The organism is Lysobacter sp. A289, assembly GCF_054072675.1.
Map to the genome: position 1 here is coordinate 593,221 of NZ_JBSVRN010000001.1, position 25,014 is coordinate 618,234.

24 protein-coding genes and 1 pseudogene are annotated in these 25,014 nt (G+C 65.2%); 17 read left to right on the plus strand and 8 right to left on the minus strand.

Annotated elements, in window-relative coordinates:
- Positions 1 to 10 precede the first annotated feature (10 nt).
- Positions 11 to 1,054 (plus strand): S66 peptidase family protein, encoded by a 1,044-nt coding sequence (locus ACW5DN_RS02770; RefSeq protein WP_456961231.1) that lies wholly within the window; start codon positions 11 to 13, stop codon positions 1,052 to 1,054.
- 47 nt (positions 1,055 to 1,101) lie between these two features.
- Here ACW5DN_RS02770 and ACW5DN_RS02775 read toward each other — a convergent pair whose 3' ends face one another.
- Positions 1,102 to 1,494, minus strand: a complete 393-nt coding sequence (locus ACW5DN_RS02775; protein ID WP_456961232.1) for a barstar family protein — start codon at positions 1,492 to 1,494, stop codon at positions 1,102 to 1,104.
- 50 nt (positions 1,495 to 1,544) lie between these two features.
- Here ACW5DN_RS02775 and ACW5DN_RS02780 point away from each other — a divergent pair.
- The 4 genes and pseudogenes from ACW5DN_RS02780 to ACW5DN_RS02795 form a co-directional block, all read left to right on the plus strand.
- A pseudogene (locus ACW5DN_RS02780) lies at positions 1,545 to 1,640 on the plus strand (type II toxin-antitoxin system RelE/ParE family toxin); the annotation flags it as partial.
- A gap of 16 nt (positions 1,641 to 1,656) precedes the next feature.
- Positions 1,657 to 1,947, plus strand: a complete 291-nt coding sequence (locus ACW5DN_RS02785) for a HigA family addiction module antitoxin (RefSeq protein ID WP_456961233.1) — start codon at positions 1,657 to 1,659, stop codon at positions 1,945 to 1,947.
- Positions 1,948 to 2,109: 162 nt separating this feature from the next.
- On the plus strand, positions 2,110 to 3,678 hold the full coding sequence (locus ACW5DN_RS02790) for an N-acyl-D-amino-acid deacylase family protein (protein ID WP_456961234.1): 1,569 nt from the start codon (positions 2,110 to 2,112) through the stop codon (positions 3,676 to 3,678).
- Positions 3,679 to 3,861: 183 nt separating this feature from the next.
- Entirely contained in the window at positions 3,862 to 4,608 is a 747-nt protein-coding gene (locus tag ACW5DN_RS02795) for a hypothetical protein (protein ID WP_456961235.1), read from the plus strand.
- 15 nt (positions 4,609 to 4,623) lie between these two features.
- Here ACW5DN_RS02795 and ACW5DN_RS02800 read toward each other — a convergent pair whose 3' ends face one another.
- The gene (locus tag ACW5DN_RS02800) at positions 4,624 to 5,004 is read right to left on the minus strand and encodes a VOC family protein (RefSeq protein WP_456961236.1); all 381 of its coding nucleotides are present in this window, start codon (positions 5,002 to 5,004) and stop codon (positions 4,624 to 4,626) included.
- A 154-nt stretch (positions 5,005 to 5,158) separates the two neighbouring features.
- Here ACW5DN_RS02800 and ACW5DN_RS02805 point away from each other — a divergent pair, with 154 nt between their 5' ends.
- The 9 genes from ACW5DN_RS02805 to azu all read left to right on the plus strand — a co-directional run bounded on the left by ACW5DN_RS02805 (position 5,159) and on the right by azu (position 12,996).
- Entirely contained in the window at positions 5,159 to 7,285 is a 2,127-nt protein-coding gene (locus ACW5DN_RS02805; RefSeq protein ID WP_456961237.1) for a response regulator, read from the plus strand.
- Positions 7,286 to 7,316: 31 nt separating this feature from the next.
- Positions 7,317 to 7,691 (plus strand): response regulator, encoded by a 375-nt coding sequence (locus ACW5DN_RS02810; RefSeq protein WP_456961238.1) that lies wholly within the window; start codon positions 7,317 to 7,319, stop codon positions 7,689 to 7,691.
- Complete coding sequence (locus ACW5DN_RS02815; RefSeq protein ID WP_456961239.1) at positions 7,688 to 8,134, plus strand: ATP-binding protein; 447 nt, start codon at positions 7,688 to 7,690, stop codon at positions 8,132 to 8,134. The genes ACW5DN_RS02810 and ACW5DN_RS02815 overlap by 4 nt, the downstream gene beginning before the upstream one ends.
- Before the next feature lie 13 nt (positions 8,135 to 8,147).
- On the plus strand, positions 8,148 to 8,498 hold the full coding sequence (locus tag ACW5DN_RS02820) for an STAS domain-containing protein (protein ID WP_456961240.1): 351 nt from the start codon (positions 8,148 to 8,150) through the stop codon (positions 8,496 to 8,498).
- A 32-nt stretch (positions 8,499 to 8,530) separates the two neighbouring features.
- Positions 8,531 to 9,394, plus strand: coding sequence for a patatin-like phospholipase family protein (locus ACW5DN_RS02825; protein WP_456961241.1), 864 nt, complete (start codon positions 8,531 to 8,533; stop codon positions 9,392 to 9,394).
- Positions 9,387 to 10,289: a patatin-like phospholipase family protein gene (locus ACW5DN_RS02830; RefSeq protein ID WP_456961242.1), complete on the plus strand. Its 903-nt coding sequence runs from the start codon at positions 9,387 to 9,389 to the stop codon at positions 10,287 to 10,289. The genes ACW5DN_RS02825 and ACW5DN_RS02830 overlap by 8 nt, the downstream gene beginning before the upstream one ends.
- The gene (locus ACW5DN_RS02835; protein ID WP_456961243.1) at positions 10,286 to 11,479 is read left to right on the plus strand and encodes a PP2C family protein-serine/threonine phosphatase; all 1,194 of its coding nucleotides are present in this window, start codon (positions 10,286 to 10,288) and stop codon (positions 11,477 to 11,479) included. Before ACW5DN_RS02830 ends, ACW5DN_RS02835 begins: the two co-directional genes overlap by 4 nt.
- 219 nt (positions 11,480 to 11,698) lie before the next feature.
- Complete coding sequence (locus ACW5DN_RS02840) at positions 11,699 to 12,292, plus strand: hypothetical protein (protein WP_456961244.1); 594 nt, start codon at positions 11,699 to 11,701, stop codon at positions 12,290 to 12,292.
- Positions 12,293 to 12,384: 92 nt separating this feature from the next.
- Positions 12,385 to 12,996, plus strand: a complete 612-nt coding sequence (azu, locus tag ACW5DN_RS02845; RefSeq protein WP_456961245.1) for an azurin — start codon at positions 12,385 to 12,387, stop codon at positions 12,994 to 12,996.
- On the opposite strand, the gene ACW5DN_RS02850 is transcribed toward azu, so the two are convergent.
- The 5 genes from ACW5DN_RS02850 to ACW5DN_RS02870 all read right to left on the minus strand — a co-directional run bounded on the left by ACW5DN_RS02850 (position 12,980) and on the right by ACW5DN_RS02870 (position 20,386).
- On the minus strand, positions 12,980 to 14,125 hold the full coding sequence (locus tag ACW5DN_RS02850; RefSeq protein ID WP_456961246.1) for a DmpA family aminopeptidase: 1,146 nt from the start codon (positions 14,123 to 14,125) through the stop codon (positions 12,980 to 12,982). The two genes, azu and ACW5DN_RS02850, sit on opposite strands and share 17 nt — an antisense overlap.
- 37 nt (positions 14,126 to 14,162) lie before the next feature.
- Complete coding sequence (locus tag ACW5DN_RS02855; protein WP_456962939.1) at positions 14,163 to 15,731, minus strand: M20/M25/M40 family metallo-hydrolase; 1,569 nt, start codon at positions 15,729 to 15,731, stop codon at positions 14,163 to 14,165.
- Positions 15,732 to 15,875: 144 nt separating this feature from the next.
- A complete protein-coding gene (locus ACW5DN_RS02860; protein ID WP_456961247.1) occupies positions 15,876 to 18,842 on the minus strand; it encodes a bifunctional diguanylate cyclase/phosphodiesterase in 2,967 nt (988 codons plus the stop codon).
- Between the two features lie 140 nt (positions 18,843 to 18,982).
- Positions 18,983 to 19,240 (minus strand): hypothetical protein, encoded by a 258-nt coding sequence (locus ACW5DN_RS02865; protein WP_456961248.1) that lies wholly within the window; start codon positions 19,238 to 19,240, stop codon positions 18,983 to 18,985.
- 225 nt (positions 19,241 to 19,465) lie between these two features.
- Positions 19,466 to 20,386 carry a M14 family metallopeptidase gene (locus ACW5DN_RS02870; RefSeq protein ID WP_456961249.1) on the minus strand — a complete coding sequence of 307 codons (921 nt, stop codon included), beginning with the start codon at positions 20,384 to 20,386 and terminating at the stop codon, positions 19,466 to 19,468.
- A gap of 135 nt (positions 20,387 to 20,521) precedes the next feature.
- On the opposite strand from ACW5DN_RS02870, the gene ACW5DN_RS02875 reads away from it, so the two are divergent.
- The 3 genes from ACW5DN_RS02875 (at position 20,522) to ACW5DN_RS02885 (ending at position 23,701) form a co-directional block, all read left to right on the plus strand.
- On the plus strand, positions 20,522 to 21,829 hold the full coding sequence (locus ACW5DN_RS02875) for an MATE family efflux transporter (protein WP_456961250.1): 1,308 nt from the start codon (positions 20,522 to 20,524) through the stop codon (positions 21,827 to 21,829).
- Positions 21,830 to 22,079: 250 nt separating this feature from the next.
- Entirely contained in the window at positions 22,080 to 23,057 is a 978-nt protein-coding gene (locus tag ACW5DN_RS02880) for an HDOD domain-containing protein (RefSeq protein WP_456961251.1), read from the plus strand.
- A gap of 173 nt (positions 23,058 to 23,230) precedes the next feature.
- Positions 23,231 to 23,701, plus strand: coding sequence for an FKBP-type peptidyl-prolyl cis-trans isomerase (locus ACW5DN_RS02885; RefSeq protein ID WP_456961252.1), 471 nt, complete (start codon positions 23,231 to 23,233; stop codon positions 23,699 to 23,701).
- Between the two features lie 101 nt (positions 23,702 to 23,802).
- On the opposite strand, the gene ACW5DN_RS02890 is transcribed toward ACW5DN_RS02885, so the two are convergent.
- Positions 23,803 to 24,858 (minus strand): ornithine cyclodeaminase, encoded by a 1,056-nt coding sequence (locus ACW5DN_RS02890; RefSeq protein ID WP_456961253.1) that lies wholly within the window; start codon positions 24,856 to 24,858, stop codon positions 23,803 to 23,805.
- Positions 24,859 to 25,014 lie beyond the last annotated feature (156 nt).

Below are 25,014 nucleotides of genomic sequence, written 5' to 3' on the forward strand. Positions count from 1 at the left end.
GAGTGACAGCATGCAAAGACGAGATTTCATCCAGAGCGCGGCGCTGGCGGCGCTGCTGCCATTGGTGGGCAGCGGCGGCAGTGCGATCGCGGCGCCGCGCGGGCGGTTGCTGCCGGTGCCGCTCAAGCCGGGCGACACTGTTGGGCTGGTCAGCCCGTCGTCGGCCACGGCCGAAAGGCTCAGCCTGCAGTTGTCGCAGGAGGCGATGCAGGCGCTGGGCTTCAAGGTGAAAACCGGTGCGCACTATGCGTCGCGCTACGGCGGCCTGGCGGGCACCGACGCCGAGCGTGCCGGCGACATCAACAGGATGTTTGCCGACGACGCGGTGAATGCTGTGATCTGCTTGCGTGGCGGGTCCGGCGCGGCGCGCCTGTTGCCGCTGCTCGACTACGACGCCATTCGCGCCAATCCCAAGGTGGTGCTCGGCTTTTCCGACATCACCGCGCTGCATAACGGCATCCATGCGCAGACCGGGCTGGTGACGTTCCACGGACCCAACGGGTCGAGCCGCTGGAACGAGTTCAACGCCAGCCAGTTCCGGAGCATGTTCTTCGAGCGCGAGCTGATGCAGTACCGCAACGCGGTCGATGCCGGCGACGGGTTGGTGTCGCGCAAGAACCGCACGCTCACCATCACCGGTGGCAAGGCGCGGGGCGAGCTGATCGGCGGCAACCTGTCGGTACTGGTGGCGCTGGCCGGGTCGCCGTATCTATCGGACTTCGACGGCAAGATCCTGTTCCTGGAGGACGTGGAGGAGGCGCCGTACCGCATCGACCGCATGCTCACCACGTTGAAGCTGATGGGCGCTCTGGATAGGGTCGCCGGCTTCATCTTCGGTGAATGCACCGACTGCGACCCCGGCGAGGGCTACGGCTCGCTGACGCTGGACCAGATTTTCGACGACCACATCAAGCCGCTCGGCATCCCCGCCTACCGCGGCGCGATGATCGGGCACATCCGGGAGCAGTTCATCGTGCCGGTTGGCGGGCAGGTGGAGATGGATGCCGATGCTGGCGCGTTCCGGATGCTGGAGCCGGTGTTCCAGGCTGGGTAGGGCTTAATCACCAGCAGGTGGACGCGTCCTTGTCCGCTCGCGCCGTTTCAACGCGATGCCAGGGTGATGTTCGGGTGCGTGGCGATGATCTCCTGCACGATGTCGAAGAACGTTTGGCCCGTGCCGGCGTCCAGCGCATCGAGGTCGCGCTGGATGCGTGCATCGTCGTAACGCCCCGGTACATCGAGTTTCGCCTGCAGGAAGGCGCGCGTCGCCCCGATGCCGAGGTCACGCCGGTTCTTCCCGAACTCCGTCCAGACCAGCGTGACCGGGGCGCTACCGTCGAGTGCGCCGTAGCTGCCGTACAACAGGTCGTCCAGTGCATCCAGACTGTGGCCGAGCGTCCAGTCGACGCCTGTCATGAAGACGCGGTTGATCTCGTCATAGAAGGACGGGATGTCATGGATGCGGCTGCCATCAAGGGTCAGGAGTGAAGTCATGGGCGTGTCCCGGCGATCAGTCGCATTGTATCGGGATTGATTTTCCTATAGGGCAGCACAGCATCCGGATCAAGGACCAATGGCGTGTCTGCTTCCGCTGGAAGGATGGCGACGCGCATGACGTGGAGATCGTCGATTACCACTGACACAACGGAGTCGGCCATGAAGACCCTACCCAACATCCACCCCGGCGAAGTCCTGCTGGAAGAGCTTCTCACTCCGCTGGGCATCAGCCAGAACGCCTTGGCGCGTGCTGCGGCCGTCCCGCCGCGTCGCATCAACGAGATAGTCCTGGGCAAGCGCAGGGTGACCGCCGATACCGCCGTTCGCCTTGCAGCCGCACTGGGTACCAGCGAGCGTTTCTGGCTTGGCCTGCAGTCCGATTACGACCTTGAGGAAGCGCACCGCGCGCTGGGCAAGACGCTTGCACGGATCGATCGTATTGCGGCCTGAGCGCCTGCCCTGGGAGCTATCAGCCGCAAGCACCGATCACCCTGCAAGCATGTTCTGACCAGCACGTTGTGACCGGCAGGCGTATCCCGGGCGCGCCGATGCGGCGCGCTTGCTGCGGATGGGGGTACCGTAAGTCCCAACTTGGAGATTCGAGGGGGTGCCATGAACCAGGGTTGGTCCAGACGTGAGGTATTGGCTGCAATGGTCGCGGGCGCTGCCTACGCGGCGGTTCCGCCAGTCGTGGGTGCGCAGCCCGCATCGCAGGCAAGCGGCTTGCTCTTCCGCGACACCCTCCTGGTCGACGGCACCGGTGCTTCCGGTCGCGCCGCTGATGTCCTCATCCGCGGCGACCGCATCGAACACATCGGCACGCTCACCGCCCGCGAGCTGCGCGGTGTGCGCGTCATCGAAGGCGGCGGCCGCGTCCTCGCGCCGGGCTTCATCGACCTGCACACCCACGGCGACCCGCTGGAGAAGGCGTACACGCCGTACCTCGCGATGGGCGTGACCACCGTGGTGCTCGGCCAGGACGGCGGCAGCCCGTCGCTGGAGGACAAGGGCACAGCCGCTGACAGCCTGTCGTCATGGATGGGCGCGGTGGGCCGCGCCACGCCCGACATCAACATCGCGACCCTGTCCGGCCATGGCGCGCTGCGCCGCCGCGCCGGCATCGACGACGGCACGCGCCGGCCGTCGGACAAGCAACTGGCGAGAATGCAGGCGATCCTCGAGCACGACCTGCGTGCCGGCGCCTTCGGCCTGTCCACCGGGCTGGAGTACGTTCCCGGTCTTTATGCGGAGACGCGCGAGCTCGCCAGCCTGGGCCCAGTGATCGCCCGCCATGACGGCGTGGCGATGAGCCACATGCGCTCAGAGGATGCCGACGACGTGCGCGACTCCATCCGCGAGCTGGTCGCCGCCGCCGGCCCGGCGCGCGCCCACGTCTCGCACCTGAAGATGGTCTACGGCAAGGGCGAGGCCGCTGCGGAAGAACTGCTCGCCTTCCTGCGCACCGTGCGCGGAGCGGGGCAGCCGCTGACCGCCGATTCCTACCCGTACGAGGCCAGCTACACCGGCGTCTCGATCCTGTTCCCCGAATGGGCGCTGCCACCGACCGACTACGCCGCCGTGCTGCAGACCCGTCGTGATGAGCTGCGCGCGTACCTGCAGCAGCGCATGGAAAAGCGCGGCGGCGCGTCGGCGCTGCTGTTCGGCACCGGGCCGCATGCCGGGCGCACGCTGGACCAGGTTGCGGCGCAGCGCGACCTGCCGTTCGCCGACGCGCTGATGGAAATCGGCCCCGGAGGCGGCCAGGCCGCGCACTTCGTGATGGACCGCGCCCTGCAGAACCGTCTGCTGCTGGATCCGATGGTGGCAGTGGCGTCCGACGGCTCGCCCGGCGGCAGCCACCCGCGCGGTGCCGGCACGTTCGCCAAGTGGATCGAGGACTTCGCGGTCGGCACGTCGCGGGTGCCGCTGGAGGAAGCGGTGCGCAAGGCGACCGCCTTCCCGGCATCGATCCTTGGCCTGACCGACCGCGGCGTGATTCGCACGGGAGCGAAGGCCGACCTGGTGCTGTTCGACCCGGCCAAGGTGCGGGCGCACGCGGACTACGTGAAGCCGACTGCGATGGCCGAAGGGTTCGATCTGGTGGTGGTGAACGGCCAGCCAGCCTTGGAGGGTGGCGAGCCGGTGGGACGGGCAGGGCGGATGTTGCGGCGGGATGGTTGACCCGGGGAGCCTGGATCCGCCAAAAGCCCTTCCGCTGGAATGACGGCGACGCGCGGTCACGCGCGATCGCCGTTCTTGACACTTGCGAACGCCAACCTCACGCTACGAGCCGATCGAGACGTCCGTCACATAATCGGGCTGGCATCCAGCCACACGAACGGTCGATTCCAAACAGGGGAAAACATGAAGAAGACCAGACTGATGGCGGCCATGGCCGCTGTCACCGCGGGGGCCGTCCTGGCATCTGCCGGCGCGCACGCCCAGACCAAGCCGCTCCAGGTTTGGCAGCCACCGCAGCACGAGGAGCCGGATCCGGCCAAGCGCGTGCCGCAAGCGGCGCAGCCGGTGCCCACCACGGAAGAGGCGTCGCAGCCGATGGCCTTGCCGCAGTCTTCCGTCGTGCAGCCGCAGCCGTACAACGCTGCTCCACCGGCACCTGCGCGCTACCAGGAAGACCGTGGCGGCTTCTTCCTCGGCGTGCGGGGCGGCAAGGGTTGGGTGGTTGACGATGTCGACCAGTCCGCGCTTGCGGTCAATGCCGGCTACCGCTGGCAGGCCGGCGCAGTGACGCTGGTGGGGATCGAGGCGGCACACGGCCGGCTGGACGAAACCCGGCACGATGGTTGGAGCTACAGCAAGGTCGAGTACACCAGCATCGGCGCGACTGCCCGTTTCAACTTCGGCGCCACCAACCCGATCTACGGCTTGGTCCGCGCCGGCTATTGGACGGCTGACAACAATTACGGCATGGATGTCGATGGCGGCTACTTCGGCGTCGGTCTGGGTGTCGACATCACCCGCAACTTCAACGTGAGCGTTACGTACACCAACCACGTGTACTTCAACGATTACTACTGGGATGACGGCGAGTTCTACTACGACGCCAACCGCGCCGACACATTGATGTTCGGCGCCGAAGTCCGGTTCTGACGGCGCGAGGAAAAGCTACTTCATCGAGTGCAACCCGAACAGGTTGCCCTCGGTATCAAATACCAGCGAGATGTTGCCGTACTCGCCAATCGACATCTTCCTGCGCTGGATGCGGCCGCCGGCAGCCTCGACGCGGCTTTCCTCCTGGGCGACGTCCTCGCAGTCGAAGTAGACCAGCGTGCTGTTGCCACCGGACGGGGCGCCGTCCATCTTCACCAGCGTGCCTCCTGCGCCCATGCGGTCCATCTCTGCCGGGAAGGCCTTCATCTCGATCGTCGAGTCGTTCGGGTCGCCCAGCGGCGCCAGTTTCACCTGCAGCACGGCTTCGTAGAACCGCTGCGCGCGGGCCATGTCCTGCACGTAGATCTCGAACCAGACGATGGGGTTGGTTTTCATCGGTAGTGCCTCTTTCGGGTGGGATTACCTGTGCGACGAACGGGAGCGCCGTGATTCGACATCGGCCGCAACCGCGCCAGGCCGAAATTGTTAGCATTCCAGTCACCGCAGTCCAAGGGGAATGGTCGATGGCACTGGATGGAACCCGACACTCATGATCAAACCCAAGGTCAAGCGCAAGCTGCACCCGATCGTCCGGCTCGACTACATCGTCCGCTTATCGTGCTTCCCGCCGTTGATCGCGATCTTCTACGCGGTGTTCCATGCCAGCGGGCGATCCAGCCAAAACCTGATCATCCTGCTCGCGCTGTGGGGGCTGGTGTGGCCGCAGGTGGCGTACCTGCTGGCGCGTTTCAGCCGCGATTCCAAACGCGCCGAACACCGCAACATGCTCATCGACTCGGTGTTTACCGGGGCGTGGGCCGCGGGCATGCATTTCAGCCTGTGGCCGTGCGTGATGCTGCTGACGGCGGTCAACCTGGGCAACCTGGGCGTGGGTGGCGCACGGCTCGCGATTCGGGGCTGGGCCGGCATCGCGGTGGGGATCATCGGTTGCGGGCTGTCGTTCGGGTTCGAGTTCAATTTCGATGCGCCGCCGCTGCCGACCGCAGCGAGCATTGTCGGCATCTTCCTCACCAGTTCGGTGTTCGCCTTCCACTCGTACCTGCAGAGCAAGCGCTTCGTGCGTAGCCGCAAGTTGCTGGAAGAGCAGAACCTGGTGATGGAGGAGAAGAGCCGGCAGCTGGCCCAGGCCAAGGAGGAGGCGGAAGAGGCGAACCGCTCCAAGAGTGTGTTCCTGGCCAACATGAGTCATGAGTTGCGCACGCCGCTGAACGCGATCATCGGTTACAGCGAACTGCTGGTGGAGGAGGCTACCGACATCGGCAACGATGCGCTGATCCCGGACCTGGACAAGATCCATATCGCCGGCAAGCACCTGCTGGGCCTGATCAACGAGGTGCTGGATCTGTCCAAGGTCGAGGCCGGCAAGATGGAGCTGTCGCTGGAACAGGTGGAGATCGGCCCGATGATCGAGGACGTGAAGAACACCACTGAACCGCTGGTACACCAGAAGCACAACCGCCTGGTGGTCGAGGCCGGCGAGTTGGGCAGCATGCTGACCGACGTCACCAAGGTGCGGCAGATCCTGTTCAACCTGCTCGGTAATGCCGGCAAGTTCACCGAGGATGGCACCATCCATTTGCGCGCACGTCGTGAGCCGGGTTCGTCGCGCGACTGGATCGTGTTCGAGGTCGAGGACACCGGCATCGGCATGACGCCGGAGCAGCAGTCGCGGGTGTTCGAGCCGTTCGCGCAGGCCGATGCGTCGACCTCGCGCAAGTACGGGGGCACCGGCCTGGGCCTGGCGCTGACCCGCCGCTTTGCCGAAATGCTCGGCGGCAGCATCGGTATGCGCAGCAGCGAGGGCGTCGGGACTACGTTCACCGTGCGTATTCCGGCGAGTGCTGAGGTGGCTGTGGCGGGGCCGGACGACGAGACGTCCCTTGTATCGCCCGGTTCGACGACGGCGGCGAGTGCCGGCACCGTCCTGATCATCGATGACGACGGCGCCGGCGCCGAAGTCATCGGCCGCATGCTGACGCGCGAGGGTTACCGCGCGGTGCCGGTCGGCAATGGCGAGGACGGTCTACGGCTGGCGCGTGAACTGCAGCCGGACCTGATCCTGCTCGACGTGCTGATGCCCAACGCTGACGGCTGGAGCGTGCTGTCGCAGCTGAAGGCCGACCCGGCGCTGGCTCGGATCCCGGTGATCATGATCTCCGTCACCCGTGACAAGAGTCTCGGCTTCGCGCTCGGCGCGGTGGACTATCTGGTCAAGCCGGTCGATCAGAAAACCCTGGTGCGTGCCCTGCACAAGCACCTGGCCGGCAGTCCCGGCCGTCCGATCCTGGTGATCGACGACGACGAGACCACGCGCAGCATGTTGCGCCGGTTACTGGAGCGCCAGGACTGGAAAGTGGTCGAGGCGGTCAACGGACGCGATGGCCTGGCCAAACTCCAGGAGGTGCGTCCGGCCGTGGTACTGCTGGATTTGATGATGCCGGAGGTTGACGGCTTCGGCTTCCTCGACGCGCTGCACGAGCAGGGGCTGAGCGGCAGCGTGCCGGTGGTGGTGCTGACCGCCAAGGAGCTGACCCGCGCCGAGCAGCAGCACCTGGCCGGCCACGTGCAGGCTGTGATCGAGAAAGGCAGCTACACGCAGAGCGAGCTGGAGCAGGAAGTGCGTCGCGCCATCGAGTCGCACCCGGTTAACCCGTAGCCCTCCTCCACACCATTGGATTGTGCCGACGATGAAGATCCTGCTGGTTGAAGACAACGAAATGAATCGCGACATGCTGTCGCGGCGTCTCAAGCGTCGCGGCTACGAAGTGGCCATCGCCATCGATGGCCAGGCCGCGCTGGACGAGGTAGCCAGCGAGATGCCGCAACTGGTGTTGATGGACATGAGCCTGCCGGTGCTGGACGGCTGGGAAACCACGCGGCGCATGAAGGCCGACCCGCGCACCGCAAACATCCCGATCATCGCGTTGACCGCGCACGCGATGATGGAAGACCGCGAGCGCGCACTGGCCGCCGGCTGCGACGATTTCGATACCAAGCCGGTCGACCTGGAACGGCTGGTCGGCAAGATCGAGGCGCTGGCCGGTTCCGCGATGCCGCCATGACAACCTCGCCGCCGCCCACTGATGCGTCCGTGTTCCATGCCTCGGGAATGGCCGACCTCGCCGGGCTGATGGAATTCGTCGACCGCGCCTGCCGCGATGCCGGTGCCAATGACGACATGCAGTTTGCGGTGCGGCTAGCGGTCGAGGAGGCGTTTTCGAACATCATCACGCACGGTTATGGCGGCCAGGAGGGCCCGGTCGCGGTCAGTATCGATGCCGATGCGCGGCGCCTTGCCGTCACTCTGGTCGACCAGGCACCGCTGTTCGATCCAGCAGACGCGCCGGCAGCGGATCTGAAGGCCTCGCTGGATGAGCGCGAAATCGGCGGCCTTGGCTGGCATCTGGTGTATCAATTCATGGACGAAGTCGCGCATTCGCCCAATGGGGCGCGTGGTAACGTTTTGGTGATGGTCAAATTCTTTCCGGGCGCGGATGCCCGGTAATGGGAGCAGGTCTGTGGAAATCGATATCCAGCGGCGGGATCATGTCTCGGTCGTCGCCATCAGCGGCAGCGTCGACAGCCTGACCGCCGAGACGTTGCTGGCCGCATTGCACGAGCATGTCAGCGCGGGCAATGCCTACCTGGTCGCCGATCTCAGCGCGGTCGAGTACACCAGCAGCGCCGGCTTGCGCGCGCTGCTGGCGACGGTCAAGGAAGCGCGCAGCAGCGGCGGCGACCTGCGTCTGGCCGACATCAATGCGCAGGTATTCAAAGTGCTGGAACTGAGCGGTTTCACCACCATCCTGAAGCTGTACGACAGCGTGGACGCTGCGGTGGACAGTTACGCAGCGCTGGCTCCGCAGTAGCCGGGACAGTTCACCAAGGGGTGGGGGAGGCCATGGACGCAACAACAACCAGGAAGAAGCGTGTTGCACTGGTGATCGGTGCCGGCAGCGTCAAGTGCGCCGCCGCGCTGGGCTTGTGGAAAGTGCTCAAGCGCGAAGGCATCGACATCGACATGCTGGTGGGCTGCAGCGGCGGCAGTCTGTACGCGGCGACGATGGCGCTGGGCTACGACGTGGAGACCAGCGAGCGGCTGACGCGCGAACTGTGGACCCCGGCGATCACCAAGCGCCGCGACATGCGCTCCATCCTGGGCGCCTTCATGCCGGGCCTGTTCGGCTTCGACGGCCACTTCGGCATGGTCCATGGCGAGCCAATGATGCGTGCGCTGGAGCGACCGTTCGGCGGCCGTGACTTCGCCGACGCGACGATACCGCTGCACATCGCCGCGACCGCCCTGGACAATGGCGAGCGCGTGGTCCTGAGCAAGGGCAGCGTCCGCGACGCGGTGCGCGCCAGCATCGCCATCCCGTACATATGGAAGCCGATGTGCATCGACGGGCGCTGGTTGCTGGATGGCTGCATGTCCGACCCGCTGCCGATCGACATCGCCATCCGCGAGGGCGCCGACGTCATCCTGGCGATGGGCTTCGAGAGCCCGTATCCGAGCCGCATCCGCTCGGCCACGCGCTACGCGTTTCAGGTCAACAGCATCTATACCAACAACCTGCTGCGCGCCAATTACGCCTTCCACAACCTGGCGCACCACGCCGAGATCATCCCGATGCTGCCGGACTTCGACCGCCCGATACGGTTGTTCGACACCGACCAGTTTCCCTACGTGATCGAGCAGGGGGAGCGCGCGGCCGAGGCGCAACTCGGCTACCTGCGCAAGGTGCTGGATCGGGCCGATGCCTGAGTCGGTGGTCCGCAGCGTGCCGGCTGCCGGCGCGGCGCGACGGCCGCGGCTGGCGGTGGTGGTCGGTTCCGGCGGCATCAAGTGCGTGGCCGCGATCGGTATGTGGAAGGTGCTGCGTCGCGAAGGCATCGATGTCGACATCGCGGTCGGCTGCAGCGGCGGCGCCCTCTACAACGCGACGATGGCGCTGGGCATGTCCATCGCCGAAGCCGAGGAGTACAGCCTTGGGTTGTGGGGCGGGCTGTTCAAACAACTGCACTACCGCTCGCTGGTACGCAGCGTGCTGCCGAGCTGGTTCGGCTTCAACGAGCGCTCGGGCCTGGTCAACGACCGCGCGGTGGGCGACGCCATGCGCACGCTGTTTGGCGATGCCACCTTCGCCGACACGCAAATGCCGCTGCACCTGGCGGCGACCGACCTGCACAGCGGCGAGCGCGTCGCCCTCAATACCGGGTACATCGGTGATGCCGTCCGTGCCAGTATCGCCATCCCGCTGCTGCTGCGGCCCTGGCCGGTCGGCGGACGCTTGCTGGTCGACGGCGGCCTGTCCGATCCATTGCCGGTCAGCATCGCGATCCGGGAAGGGGCCGAGATCATCCTGGCGATGGGGTTCGAGACGCCACCGACCGAGCGCCTGAACTCGCTGCTCGGGGTCGGAGGGCAGTCGATCTCCATCACCGTCAATCACCTGCTGCGTGCCACCTATGCGTTCTATAGCGCCGCGCACCACGCGGAGATCATTCCGCTGATGCCCAGTTTCGATCAGCCCGTGCATATCAACGACACCCACCTGATCCCGCACCTCATCGAACAGGGCGAGCGTGTCACCGAGGCGCAACTGCCGTACCTGCGCCGCCTGCTGGCGGCGGGCAGCGTGGCGCGGGGTGCATCGTGACCGCAGTGTTGCCGGCTGCCGTCGAGCCGGCGCACATCCTGGTGGTCGACGACAACGAGGCCAACCGCGACCTGCTGGTACGACGTTTGCACCGCCAGGGGCACAGCACGGAGATGGCCGCCGACGGTCGCGAGGCGCTGGACATGCTCCGGGTACGCGCGTTCGACCTGGTGCTGCTCGACATCATGATGCCGGTCATGAGCGGCTACGAGCTGCTCGAGCACCTCAAGGCGGACGAGGTGCTGCGGCACCTGCCGGTGATCCTCATCTCGGCGCTCGACGATACCGACAGCATGGTCAAGGGCATCGCCATGGGCGCCGACGACCACCTGCCCAAACCATTCAACCCGCACATCCTGCGCGCGCGGGTGGGGGCCAGCCTGGCCAGGAAACGCCTGCACGACCGCGAGCAGATGCATGCCCGCAGCCTGGAGCGCGAGATGGACATCGCGCGCGACATCCAGGCCGGCTTCCTGCCCGAACGGTTGCCGGCCACCGCCGACTGGGATCTTGCGGCGTGGTTCCAGCCGGCGCGGCGCGTGGGTGGCGACTTCTACGACGCCTTCGAACTGCACGGTGGCCGCCGTATCGCGATCGTGGTGGCCGACGTGTGCGACAAGGGCGTGGGGGCGGCGTTGTTCATGGCCCTGTTCCGCAGTCTGGTGCGCGCGCTGGCCGAACGCATGCTCAGCGTCGACGGCGACCCGATGATCGAGTTGCGGCAACTGGTCGACAGCGTCAACGACTACATCGCCCGCACCCACAGCAGCGCGAACATGTTTGCCACGCTGTTCCTCGGCACCCTCGACCCGGCCAGCGGCGAGCTGGTGTACGTCAATTGCGGACACGAGGCGCCCGTTGTATGCGGACCTGCTGGCGTCCGCGCACGATTGGCACCGACCGGCCCGGCCGCGGGCATGTTCCCGGCGATGACGTTCCACGCGCGGCGCGAAACACTGGCCGCAGGCGAAACGCTGGTCGCATTCACCGACGGCGTCACCGATTCACGCGATGCCAGCGGTGTGATGTTTTCGGAACCGCGGCTGTTGGCGCTGTTGTCACCGCCACCCGGTTCCGCACAGGCCACCGTCGAACACATCCGCAACGCCGTGCAGGCGCATGCGCGCAACGTCGCCCCGTTCGACGACATCACGCTGTTTGTCGCGCATCGGAATCAGGGAAAGATCTGAACAACCCTGCGTTTGCTCGTCATCCCTGCGCTTTTGCGTCGTCATTCCCGCACTGTGCTCGTCATCCCCGCACTGTGCTCGTCCCCCGCACTGTGCTCGTCATCCCCGCGAAGGCGGGGATCCATGGACTTTGCGCAATCCCGATCCGGCAAGCTTGTCACCTGGCGTTGTCGTGCGATGTGCATCCTTACCCCTGTCTTCCTGTTGTGGAATTAGCTCATGCCCCTGCGAAATGCACTCCTCCTGCTGTGCCTGTTCGTGCCCGCGCTGGTGTCCTGCAGCGATCAACGCAGTCTGCCGGACGGTGGCAGTCCCGGCGGTGAAGCCGTCGCTGTTGCGGACGATGCGGCAGACGAGACCGGCCCAGACGTGCAGCCGACAGCGGACGCGCCGGTGGTCCCGGCCACGGAGGGGCCGACGCGTGGCGGCGACGGCTCGCAGATCGCGTTGCAGCCGTTGAGCGCCGACCAGTTGGACGGCGTCGATCTGCCAGGCGAGCTGGCCTGCAGTTTTGCCGATGCCGGCGGCGCGATGCTGCTGTTGGCGCGTGCGGACGTGGTTCCCGACGGGATGGTTCGCGGCGTGCTGAACAACAATGGGTATGTGGAGATGCTGGGCAACGGCCGGGCGGGTGGATTCAACGACCTGGCTGATGGCATCACCCTGTCCGGCAAGGGCCTTGTGGTGGAGCTCCAGCGCGGCGATTCACAGCCCACCGGCAACGAGGCGACGCAGCATGTTGCCACCCTCAAGGTGCAGCGGGCCGACGGCGCCGAGCGGAGCTATGACGGTACGCTGACGTGCGGCCCCTGAAGCGGGAACGATCAGGCTTGTTGCGGAATTCATCTCATGGCAACGGCGGGCGTCGAACAATGGGCGGAAAATTCCCCACACGGAGCGTCCACATGAATACCCGGATCACTTTTCTGACAGCCGCTTGCGCACTGGCTCTGGTGGCCTGCGGCGACAAGGCGCCCAGCACCACCGACACCACGGCCGATATCACCGCCGATACGCCTGCTGCGGTGGAAACCGCGCCGGCCAACACGCCGCCACCGGCCGAGACTGCCGGCGCAGCGCCGACCCCGGCCGCGGCTGCGCCGGGCAGCGACAAGCCTGCCGCCGTGGTCAGCGACTGCGCGACCGTGATAGAGGGCAATGACGCGATGCAGTACAACGTCGGCTCCATCACCATTCCCGCCTCGTGCAGCGAGTTCAAGATCACGCTGAAGCACACCGGCCAGATGCCGGTCGCCGCAATGGGCCATAACGTCGTGATCACTGCTGCAGCCGATATGCAGGCGGTTGCCGCCGACGGCATGGGTGCCGGCGTGGAGGCCGACTACCTGAAGCCGGGCGATGAGCGCGTCATCGCGCACACTGACGTGGTCGGTGGCGGTGAAATCACCTCGGTGAGCTTTCCGGTGAGCAAGCTGCAGGGCGACGGCCCGTACGAGTTCTTCTGCAGCTTTCCTGGCCACTCGGCGGTCATGAAGGGCGTTATCGCGGTCGAGTAACCGGGTACCCGCGCTCCTGCATGATCTGCAGCACCTCGTCGGCCGGCAACGCGCCGACCTCATGGCCGTCGCGGCCGGTCATCGTCTCGGCGTGGAACAGCGAGTTGAGGATGGCTTCCTCGGTCGCTTCAATGGCAGCCATGAACAGCGGCGACATGGCGTCGTTGCGCAGGACAGCGATCTCGCGCAGCGGGCTGTCGGATTGGTAGGGCACGCGCACCGATTCGTTGGCCGAGAACGCGATCACGTAGTCGCCGCTGCCATTGGACGCGATGCCGCCGGTCCGGGCCAAACCGAGCATCGCGCGCTTGGCCAGCCGCTCCAGGTTGCGTGCGTCCAGCGGCGCGTCGGTGGCGACGATGATCATGCAGGAGCCGTCGGGCGAGTCGTTGAGTTCGTCGCTCAGGTAGTACTTGCCCAGCGACTTGCCGATCTGCACGCCATCGACACTCAGCACGCCGCCGAAGTTGGTTTGCGCGAGTACACCGACGGTATGGCCACCGAGGTTCTCGGGCAGCTTCCGCGACGACGTACCGATGCCGCCCTTGAAGCCGAATGCGACCGTCCCGGTGCCGGCACCGACGTTGCCTTGCGCGACCGGACCGCTGGCGGCTGACTCGATCGCCTCCAGTACGTCGCGCCTGGTGACATGGCGTCCGCGGATGTCGTTGAGGTAGCCGTCGTTGGTTTCCCCGACTACTGGGTTGACCGAGCGCACGTTGCCGTTGTCGGGGAAGGAAAATACGTGGTCGATCAGCGCATCGGCCGCGACCGGCACGCTGAGGGTATTGGTCAGGATGATCGGTGTCTCGAGGGTGCCGAGCTCCTCGATCTGCGTCGTCCCGGCCAACTTGCCGAATCCGTTGCCCACGTACACGGCGGCGGGAACCTTGCCCTGGAAGATATTGCCGGCGTGCGGCAGCACTGCGGTGACGCCGGTGCGGACATCGTCGCCACTCACCAGCGTCTTGTGGCCGACCTCGACGCCCGGCACGTCGGTGATCGCGTTCCACTGCCCCGGCTGCAGCACCCCGATGGTGATTCCGTACGCGCGCAGGTTTTTCTGTTGCGCATCTGCGGGCGTCCATGCAGACAGCAGCAAGGCAACGACAAACAGGCGAAAACACATGGTTGATTCCCTCGCGGAGTGCTTGGGCACAACGATACTAGTTGTTCTCCAGCAGTGGCTTGCGCGGCAGTCGCTCCTCGCGCATGGCGGCGTGGTAAACGAATGACGCGACGATGGCCGCGGCCTGCTTCAGATCCTCCGGCTCGACGTGGTCCCAGGTGTCCAGGTCGGTGTGATGGACGTTGCTGAAGTAGTCCAGATGGTCCTGGATGAACTGGAAGCCGGGCAGGCCGACGTGATCGAAGGATATGTGGTCGGTGCTGCCGGTATTGCGCGTGGTCACTGTGGTGGCGCCGACGTCCTGGAATGGTGCCAGCCAGGCCTGGAAGATCGGCACCGCCGCCAGGTTTTCCTGAGCGTAGATGCCGCGGAAGCGACCCGAGCCATTGTCCATGTTGAAGTAGGAGGAGAAACGATCGTAGTCGCGCGTCTTCTGCAGGGCGCCGGTCGGGTCCCGCAGCGACGTCGGCAGGGCTTTCTGCCCCGGGTCGGTGGGCTCGGGGTAGGCGGCGAAATGGTCGGTGACGTAAGCCCGCGACCCCACCAGCCCTTGCTCCTCGCCGCTCCACAATGCGACGCGGATGGTGCGGTCGGGCTTCGCGTCGACGGCCTTGAGGATGCGCATGGCTTCCATCATCACCGCGACTCCGGCCGCATTGTCGGCCGCGCCGGTTCCGGTGTGCCACGAGTCCATATGGGCACCGAGCATCACGATTTCATTGGCCTTGCGGCCGGTGCCCGGGATCGAGGCAATGGTGTTGTAACCGGGCTGGTCGGTCTCGTCGGTGAAGCGCGCCTCTACGTTGACCCGCAACCTGACCGGCTGTTCGCGCTCGGCCGCGCGCGCGAGCTGGTTGTAGTGCTCGGCCACCATCACCAGTGCCGGCACGCCGACCGATTCGCCGGCCTTGCGAGAGCCACCGCCGGTGGCACGAATGATGCCGTTGTCCCGGCTGCTGATGCTCAAGGTGGCCAGCACGCCTTCGTCGACAAAGAACTTGTTGCTGGCCTTGCTCAGTGCCAGGCGTTCGGTGTACTTCTTGATCCGCTCGGCGCGATCTTCCTTCTTGTCCTTGGGTACGGCGAATACCTCCAGCTCGACCAGACCGCTGTCCTCGTGGCGGCTCGAATCGGGCTTGTCGCCGCGTTTGTAGTCGCGTGCTTCATCCAGCAGCAGGATCTTGCCCGCCAGCTTTCCCTTGTACTTGTCCAGGTCGGCCAGCTTCTTGATGGTGACGGCCATCACCTCGCCGTCGACCGGTCCGTCGGTGCCCGGGGTCCACGCCTCAGGCAGCGCATGCAGTGGCAGCGTGCGCGGACTGAGCATCTGCACGCTGGCGTTGTTGAACTCCCAGCCACGGCCGAAGTCATCGAAGGCTTCGTCGTGGACGTCAGCCAGGCCCCAGTCGGTGAACTGCTCGCGGGTCCAGGCATTGGCCTGGGCCATCTGCGGGGAATTGGTGAGCCGCGGGCCGATGGTTTCGGTCAAGTGGCTGAAGGTCGCCATCACCTGCGAACGGTGGAATGCCTCCTGTCGGATGCGGTTGACCATGTCCAGGTCCACCGGCTCCTGGGCCACGGTTACGCCGTTGATTCCCAAACCCATCAACAACACGCATATCGGCAACAGGCAGCGATTGATCACTTCATTCCCCAAAGAGTTGGCGCGACATTGAAGGGTTGAAGTTTAGTGGGCCACGCTTCCATGCTCGCCGGCCTTTAGTCATGCGGCCGCTGCATGCTCACGACCCTACGCCTTGGCTACGGCGTGCTGGGCGTCGGACGGATCCGGCAGGTCATCGGCGAACGACGACGGGCGACCCAGCAGGTAGCCTTGCCCGAGCTCGCAACCCAGTGCGATCAAGATCCGGTGCTGTTCTTCGGTTTCTACGCCCTCGGCGACTACCACCATGTCCAACGCCCGGGCCAGTGCGATGACCGCCGACACCACCGGCGCGGTGTTGCTCTGCTTACCGAGTGCGGCGAGGAATGTCCGATCGATCTTGAGCATTCGCAGCGGGAAGGTGTGCAGGTAGCTCAGCGATGAGTATCCGGTACCGAAGTCGTCCAGCGCGGTTCGGACTCCCGAAGCCAACAGGTGATCCAGTACTGCCCGCATGTGTTCAGGGTCGTCGAGCAGCGAACCCTCGGTGATCTCGATCACCAGACGCGTCGGTGACATGCCGGTATGCGAGACCAGCCGCAATAGACGTTTGGCGAAGTCCTTTTGGCGCAGGTGGCGCGGGGCAACGTTGATGGTCAGATAGGTGTCATCGTCCATCGCCGCCATGTGCACCATGCTGCGTTTGAACACGCGCCAGTCGATTGCCTGGATCAGGCCGCTGTCCTCGGCGACCTGAAGGAAGTCGCCCGGACACAGGACGCCGCGCCGCGGATGGTTCCAGCGCAGCAATGCTTCGTGGCCGACCACCTTGCCATCGGTCAAACGCACGATCGGTTGCAGGTAGGGCTCCAGTTGATCCAGCAGCAGCGCCTGGCGCAGCTCGGCTTCGATCGTCAACACGTCGACGGCCGACCGCTGCAGCGAATCGTCGAACATCTGCCAGCGCTTGCGACCCAGCGCCTTGGCGCGATACAGGGCGGCGTCGGCGTCGCGTATCAGCTCATCGGCCTGGGTGTGATTTTTGTTGCCGATCGCGATCCCGATACTGGCCGACGGTTCCAATGTGCGGCCGGCGATCTCCATCGGCGCGGTGATCAGGTCCAGTACCCGCTGGGCGACGGCCGTCGGCGTCGACCGCGGACTCCCGCCATCGGGCGGGATGTCATTCAACAGCACCGCAAACTCGTCTCCCGACAGCCGCGCCACCAGATCCGGCTTGCGTACCGATGCCTGCAGCCGGCACGCGATCTCGCGCAGGAACGCGTCCCCGGCCAAGTGTCCGAGACTATCGTTGATGACCTTGAAGCGGTCGACATCGAGGTACAGCAGGGCGCAACGACGCTTGGGCTGGCCCGCCATCTGGGCCAGCGCCGCCTCGATCCGTTCGCGCAAATGGCTGCGGTTGGGCAGTCCCGTCAGGGCATCGTGCATGACCTCGTGACGCAATTGCTGCTGGATCCGCTCGCGCTCGCGAATCTGCTCTCGCAACTCGACGGTGCGTTCATCGACCCGGTCTTCCAACTGTTCGTAGGCTTGCTGGCGGAACCGGGCAACGCGGCGACGATGCAGGCTATTGGCGATCTGGGAGGCAACAAAGCCCAGCAGCTCCTGGTCGGGCAGGTTATAGGAAACCGCCGGATCGTAACTCTGTACCGCGACCAGGCCGATGGTCTCGTCGCCGGAAATCAGCGGTACGCCAAGCCAGCTTTCCGACGGGAAGCCAAAGCCGGGATGGTGCTCGATTTCGCCCCTGTGCTCGAGCTCGCGTAGCAACGTCGCCGTCGCCAGCAACGGCTGGCGGGTACGCAGCACGTACTCGCTCAGTCCGCGCGCCAGTGGTCTGCTCATCGACCAGTCTTTGGAATGCGGGTCGACGTGATAGGGAAACTCGAGCATCGAGCCGTCGTCGGACAACAATGCTATGAAGAGGTTTTCGGCGTTGAGCAGCTGTCCGATGATGCCGTGGATGCGCCGGTAGAACTGATTCTCGTCGATGTCATCGACGGCGAGTTGGGCGATCTGGAACAAGGCCGTCTGCAGTTGCTGGGTGCGCTCGCGCTCGGCCACTTCGAACTGCAGGTCGCAGTTGGCCTGCGCCAGCTCCTGGGTCCGCAGTTTGACGCTGCGCTCGAGAAGCTCTGTGCTGCTTTTTCGTTCCAGCGTGGTCAGGATGTGACTGGCGACGAATTCCAGCAGGGTTTGGTTGGCCTCGCTATACCCGATACCCTGCTGGTAGCTCTGGACCACGATGGCGCCATGGGCGACGCCCTCGCGCAGCATTGGCACCCCCAACCAGGCCGGGCTGTCGGAGCCGACCAACCGCATCGGTCCGCTGGCCTGGGCCCTGAGACGCTCATTGTCTCCACGCAGCGCCTTTCGATCACGAATGACGTACCAGGTCGCGGAATGCTTGACTTCGTCCAGGGGGAGCTCATCGAACGGCTGTGGATCCTTGACGTCCGCGAAGTAGATCAAGCGCAGGGTATCGAGTTCCAGGTCGCGCATGACGATGAAGAAATTCTCGGCATGCATCAACGTGCCGACAATGCGATGGATACCCCGCAGCACCTCGGCCATGTCGCGGTCGGACCCGGCGAGCTCGGAGATCGCGAACAACGCCCGCTGGACCTGCTCGGACAATTGCAGCCGGACCACTTCGCCCTCCAGCTCGGACATCCGCAACCGCCTATCGAGCTTGCGGTCGACAACCCGCAGTGCCGAGGCCAGCTGCGCCGTGATGGCGCCGATGTCGACGCTGGGCGCCAGTTCCAGCAGCATCACCGCGGTACTTGCGGGCAGGGGAATCGCAAGGTGGCGGCCATCTGCACTGGTGCTGGGCGCTCCCGTCGCGCCCGCGTCATCCATCAGTGCGAGCTCCCGCGGATCGGGGGCGGGCACTTGGTCGACCATCGGCTGCGAGAAATCGAGCTCCCAAAACAGCCTTGCGCGGCGGACGCCAGGCAGGCTGCCGGCCCGTCCGACCAGCACCGATGCCACTTCCAGCACGGTCACGGCTTCCACCATGCGTGTCCGCCAGTCCGCCGCGTTACCGGCGGCCCCCGGCAACGTGCCTGGAAACCAACTGTCGAACATGGGACATCCGTGACCGGTCGGGAATGCCGGTGCGCATGTTCTATCGGCCGTGCCGGAGGATTCTTTAGGGTTGCCGCGATTGATATCGCAACTGGGTAACGGCAGGGCGCGGGCTTGAATAACTGCCCGGCATGGATCGGTCAGCCAACGGCCTTGCTTGCGGCCTTGTCGGCGGTGGCGCTTGGCTTGCGCGGGGCATTGCCCTTGGAGCGGAATGCGGTGACGTTGGCTCGAAGCGGCGTATTGCCGAGGACTTCGATGCGGCCACCGCGTTTCTTGAAGGCCGCGAGCTGGTCGGCGATATGGTCACTGGTGATGCTGCGGTTCTGGTTCTTGCCGCTGCTGGAAGCGAACAGGTGTGACGGATTATTGGACTTGCCGGCGTTCTGGCTGGACATTGCTACTCCTTGTGCGGGTCCGCCGTGGCAGGCATCTGGCGCGCCACGGCGTGACGTTCGGCGAAGGGCGTTCGACGCCCATCGCGGATCGATGACTTACTTCCTTCCCCGGCACGGCTGAGGCGTGCGACAAGGCCCAGTGATAAGGGCAAGAGGAGGAGGGAAGGCGCATCATACAGAAACGTCTGTGAACAAGAAGTTATGTTCGCCTAAGTTCGGCGAAAATTACTGCGCCAGCGCGAAATCGATCGCCGCACGAACGGCCGCCACCTGCGCGGCGTTGCATTGTGCCGCCGTTGCCTGTGGACTGTCGGGGTAGACCTCGGTGGTGGTCTTGTACGGCGCGTTGGTGACGCTGGCGCATAACCCGAGTTGCTTGAGTGGGTAGGCGATAACTCCCGGGCCGACCATGGGCGAGCCGATGAGTTGGCCGTTGCTGTCCGCCGGGGCGATGTGGGTGACTTTCGCTACCGCATCGATCACGGCCTGCTGGAACTCGGGTTGCGGGTTATCGCTGTCGTCGACCAGGTAAAAACCGTCGGGGATCTCGCCCGGCTCAATGGTTATCCCGTCGCGGGCGGCCAGCGCCGGGCGGAACTCGGACTCGTCGGTATCGGTGGTTTCATGCAGGTCGATATGCACCAGGAACCGGTCGCGGAAGGGCGCGACCAAATCCATGAGCGCGGCCGATTCCTGCGCCGGGCTGTCGTCGCGGAACGAGCGGTTCGGGTCGATCGCATCCTTGTTCCAGCGGTGGATCATCTCGTAGGCCCAGGGGCTGACGCATGGGGCGACGACAAGGTTGACGCGGCCCTCATAGCTGGCGGCATGTTGGTCGAGAAACTGCAACGCGCCATGCACGCCGCTGGTTTCGTAGCCGTGCACGCCGCCGGTGACCAGCGCGCACGGGAGTTCGTCGCTCCAGTTGCGGGTCTTGACCGCAAACAGCGGGAATTTGTCGGGGTGGTAGTCAAGCTGGCCGTAGTGCACCACGTCGAAGCGTGTCCGCAGGGTCTCGATGACGCTCAGTACGTCCGCTTCATAGCTGCGCTTGGGGGTCTGCTGCGACAGCCAGGTCGCCACTTCGGCAGGGCCCCAGGGCTGTCCTGGCGTGCCGATCGGATAGGGTGCGGGGGTCTTCGTCATGGTGCTCATTTCGCGATGGCTAAAGAAGGCAAGGCACTGTAGCACTGGCCCAGATGACCCAAAAAACCCAAGATGGCGCGAACCGGCCGATCAAAAAGCAAGGCGTGACACATCCGAATCCTTAGCCGTCAACCGATGGATCGCGAGATCCTGCGCCTTGCCGTTCCCGCGTTTGGTGCGCTGGTGGCCGAGCCGATGTTCCTGCTGGCGGATTCGGCGATGGTGGGGCATCTGGGCGAGGTGCCATTGGCCGGTCTCGGGTTGGCGAGCGTCATTCTGCAAACCATCATCGGCCTCATGGTGTTCCTCGCTTACAGCACCACCCCTGCGGTGGCCCGATGGTTGGGCATCGGCGACATACAGCGTGCGGTGGCGGTGGGCATCGACGGGTTGTGGTTCGCGTTGGGCCTTGGCATCGTCCTGGCGGGCGCGGGTTGGGCTGCAACGCCCGGTCTGGTGGCCGCATTTGGTGCCGACGCTGGTGTCAATGCTGCGGCGGTGACCTATCTGGGCATCTCTATGGCCGGTATCCCGGCAATGCTGCTGGTGTTTGCCGGCACCGGCCTGCTGCGCGGACTGCAGGACACGCGCACACCGCTGATCGTGGCGGGGGGCGGGTTTGCCGCCAATATCGTGCTCAATTACTGGTTCATCTACGGCCTTGACCAGGGCATTGCAGGTTCCGCCGTCGGCTCCGTGGTCGCGCAATGGGCGATGGCGGCGGTCTACCTGGTGGTGATCGGCCGCCACGCGAGACGTGAGGGTGCCAGCGTCTGGCCCAAGCGCGCTGGGATCCTGCTGGGTGCGACCTCGGGTGGCTGGCTCTTCCTGCGCACGGTCACCATGCGCATCGCGATGGTGCTGGCGGTATACGTGGCGACCGGCCTTGGGTCCCCGCAGCTGGCGGCCTTCCAGGTCGCGATGACGATTTTCGCAACGCTTGCCTTCGCGCTGGATGCACTGGCGATTGCCGCCCAGGCATTGGTGGGTCGAAGTCTGGGGGCGGGCGATGTCGCCAGCGTCAAGGCGATCCTGCGCCGCTGCCTGGAGTGGGGCGTGCTCGCGGGCGTCGTGCTCGGGGTACTGCTGATTGCCACCAGCGGTGTGCTGGGCCGCGTTTTTACCAATGCGGAGGAGGTCTCGTCATTGCTGCCGCCGACCCTGATCATTCTCGGCATCTCGGTTCCGCTGGGCGCCGTTGTGTGGGTGCTGGATGGGGTTCTCATTGGCGCCGGTGACCTTCGTTACCTGGCCATCGCCGGGGTCATCAACCTGGCGGTGTTCGTGCCGCTGGCCGCTGCCGTCCTGGTGGCCGCGCCGTCGGGTGCGTCGGGGCTGGCGTGGCTGATGGCGGCATTTGTCTTCGGCTTTCTTGGTGCGCGGTTGGTCACGCTGGGTCTGCGCGCCCGTCACGACCGCTGGATGATCGTCGGCGCGCGATAGGCGGCACCAGAGCTCCGAGGGGACGATGACGTGCGCTGAGGACGGGCGAACTCGGGGGTTGTTGACGGTAAGATGCGGTTGGTTCCGATTTTTCCTGTCCATGATGCCAACGCCATTGCTTCTGCTTGCGGGTCTTGCCGTGGTGCTTGTCGCCGGCTTTGCGCTATGGGCGGTCCGCCGGCGGGCAGCAGCGGCGCCTGTGTCGGAATCGATCAGGACGGATGTTGAGCACGCAGGCAACCGGCCCGATATGGGCGCTGAGGAGGGCGCTGATGAACGCATCGGGGTGCCTGGCAGGGGCTATCCCGAGGACCGTGAGGTACTCCATCAGCTTTACGCCATTGCCTTCGACGCCACGACGTTCAGCCGCGGCGCGGTGGTGGCCGGCTCTGCACACGCCGCTGTGGTGGCGCGATCGGTATCGCTGCTACAGAAGATCGAGACACAACCGCGCTACACGCCCCGCCGGCCGCAGGTGCTGCCGCAGTTGATGCGCACCGTCAATGATCCCAAATCCTCAGGACGGATGATGGCGGACATCATCGGCAAGGATCCGGTACTGGCCGGGAACCTTTTGCGCATCGCCAGCAGCCCGCTGTATTGCGTGCAGTCCCGGCCGGTGGAGGACTTTACCCATGCCGTGGCGATGGTTGGCACCGATGGCATCCGCCACCTGATCGCGGCGGCGGTGATGCAACCGGTGATGGGGACGAGCGACGTTGGCGCGTTTGCTGCCTTCGCGGACCTGATCTGGGAGTACACGTTGCTGTCGGCGGCCGCGGCGACCGATCACGCAAAGCTGGTCGAGCGTGACGATGCGTTCGCCGCGCAACTGCTGGGCCTGTTGCAGGGGCTGGGCTTGATCATCGTCGGCAGGGTGGTACGTGACCAGTACAACCGGCAACCGGGGTTGGTTCCGGATGCGGATGTGGTCACCGCACTGCTGGATGCATGGGCGGCTCCGGCGGCGTTTCGGGTTTCAGGGACGTGGGAGCTGCCGCCACGGGTTTGTCAGGCGTTGGATCACTCTCGCCATGGGATTACGTCTGACTCGCTGGGTCGGTCATTGCGGTTCGGGAGACTGGTCGGCGCGCTTGCCCTGCTGTGCAAGCACGGCCGAATGGATGAGACGCATGCGCTGGCGATGCTGGCGTCGGTTGAACCCCGGCAGCATGCGACAGCCGATATCTGGAAGCGCGTGCGCCGAAGCGTCGATTCCGCAGGATGATCCGGCCACTGACCAACGCGTCGGCTGGAGGCGATGCGCGAGTAGGCGTGTTGCGGATACAGGTGGCGACGGGTTGCACTTGCGGTGCATCTTTTCTAGGCTGGTGGGGTAGCACCCACTCTCGCCGTGAATCGACCGGCACATCCCCTGACTATCCCTAAGAGAGGTTTCCCATGGAAATCGAAGAACGACGCGTTGCCGCTTTTCATTACACCCTGACCAATGACGCTGGCGAGGTGATCGACAAATCCGCCACGGATACGCCTCTGGCCTATTTGCATGGTGCCGGCAATATTGTCCCGGGCCTGGAAAAAGCCTTGCTGGGCAAGAAGACCGGTGACAGCCTCACCGCCGATGTCGCGCCCGAAGAGGCCTATGGCCCACGCCACGAGGGGCTGATCCAGACCGTGCCGCGCAGTGCGTTTGAAGGCGTGGAGTCGGTGCAGCCCGGCATGCAGTTCGAGGCACGTACCGAGAAAGGCCCGCTGCTGGTGACCGTGACCAAGGTGGACCCTGAAGAAGTGGTCGTCGATGGCAATCACCCGCTCGCCGGCCAGCAGCTGCACTTCGCGGTCGATGTGGTTGAAGTGAGGGAAGCGACCGAGGAAGAGTTGAACAACGGGCACGTGGCCTCGGCTGCCTGATTACCCGGCAAGCCATCCGCGGACGCGCGTGTCTACGCGTCCGCGGACTGATGTTTCGTAAGGTTGTTTTTTAATACTGCCGCAACGTTTGTGGCGATTTGTCAGGCTGCTTTAGCTTCCTGCGCCAGCGCCGTCCCCACCAGGTGGCCGAACAGGTCCTTCGGGTCTTCCATCACCGGCACCAGGTCAATCTTGCGGCCCAGCTCCAGCTCGACGGCGCAATCGCGCATCAGGCGCAAGGAGGCGTAATCCTCCAGCGCGAAGCCGACCGAGTCGAAGATGGTGACATCGGCGTCGCTGGTGCGGCCCTCGGCTTCGCCTCCGACCACGCGCCAGAACTCGGTGACCCGGAAGTCCTCGGTCATGTGCTGCAACTCGCCTTCGATGCGGCTTTGCGGTTCGAACTCCACATAGGTGCGTGCGTCGTCGCGCAGCAGGATCTGCGGATCCAGCTCGGTCTTGCCCGGGCAGTCGCCGCCGACGGCGTTTACATGCATGCCCGGCTCGATCATCGCCGCGCTCAGGATGGTGGCGTTCTTCTTGTCGGCGGTGACGGTGGTGACGATGTCGGCGCCGCGCACGGCCTCGGCGGTGCTGCTGCAGCGGACCACACGCAGGCCGGGTGCGGCGCTGGCGAGGTTGGCGGCGAGCTTGTCGATGGCGCCCGGGTCGACATCGAACAGACGCACTTCCTCGATACCCAGCAGGTGGTGGAAGGCCAGCGCCTGGAACTCGCTCTGGGCGCCGTTGCCGATCAGTGCCATCACCTTCGAGTTCTTGCGGGCCAGCCGCTTGGCGGCCATCACCGAAGTCGCGGCGGTGCGGATCGCGGTGGTCAAGGTCAGCTCGCTGAGCACGGTGGGCATGCCGGTGTCGACATCGGCCAGGGCGCCGAACGCCATCACCGTCGACAAACCGTGCTGGTAGTTGCCCGGGTGTCCGTTGACGTACTTGAAGCTGTACTCCTTGTCGTCGGCGACCGGCATCAACTCGATCACGCCGACCTCGGAGTGGGCAGCGGTGCGCGCGGTCTTGTCGAAGTCGTTCCAGCGGCCGAAGTCGGCTTCGATGTACTCGACCATGCGACCGAGCATCGTCGGCAGGCCGTGGGTGGCGACAATCCTGGCGACATCGTGGGTGGTGAGCAGGGTGGTCATGGAGACTCCTCTTGGACATGTGGGATTGAGCAGGGGGACGCACGGCGTCCTGACCCGATCCATTGTCCGGACTTCGGCGTCAGAGCGAAACGGCAATAACGTACGCTTTACGCCATATTTATAGCAATTCGTCATAATAATCTGACACTATGCGTA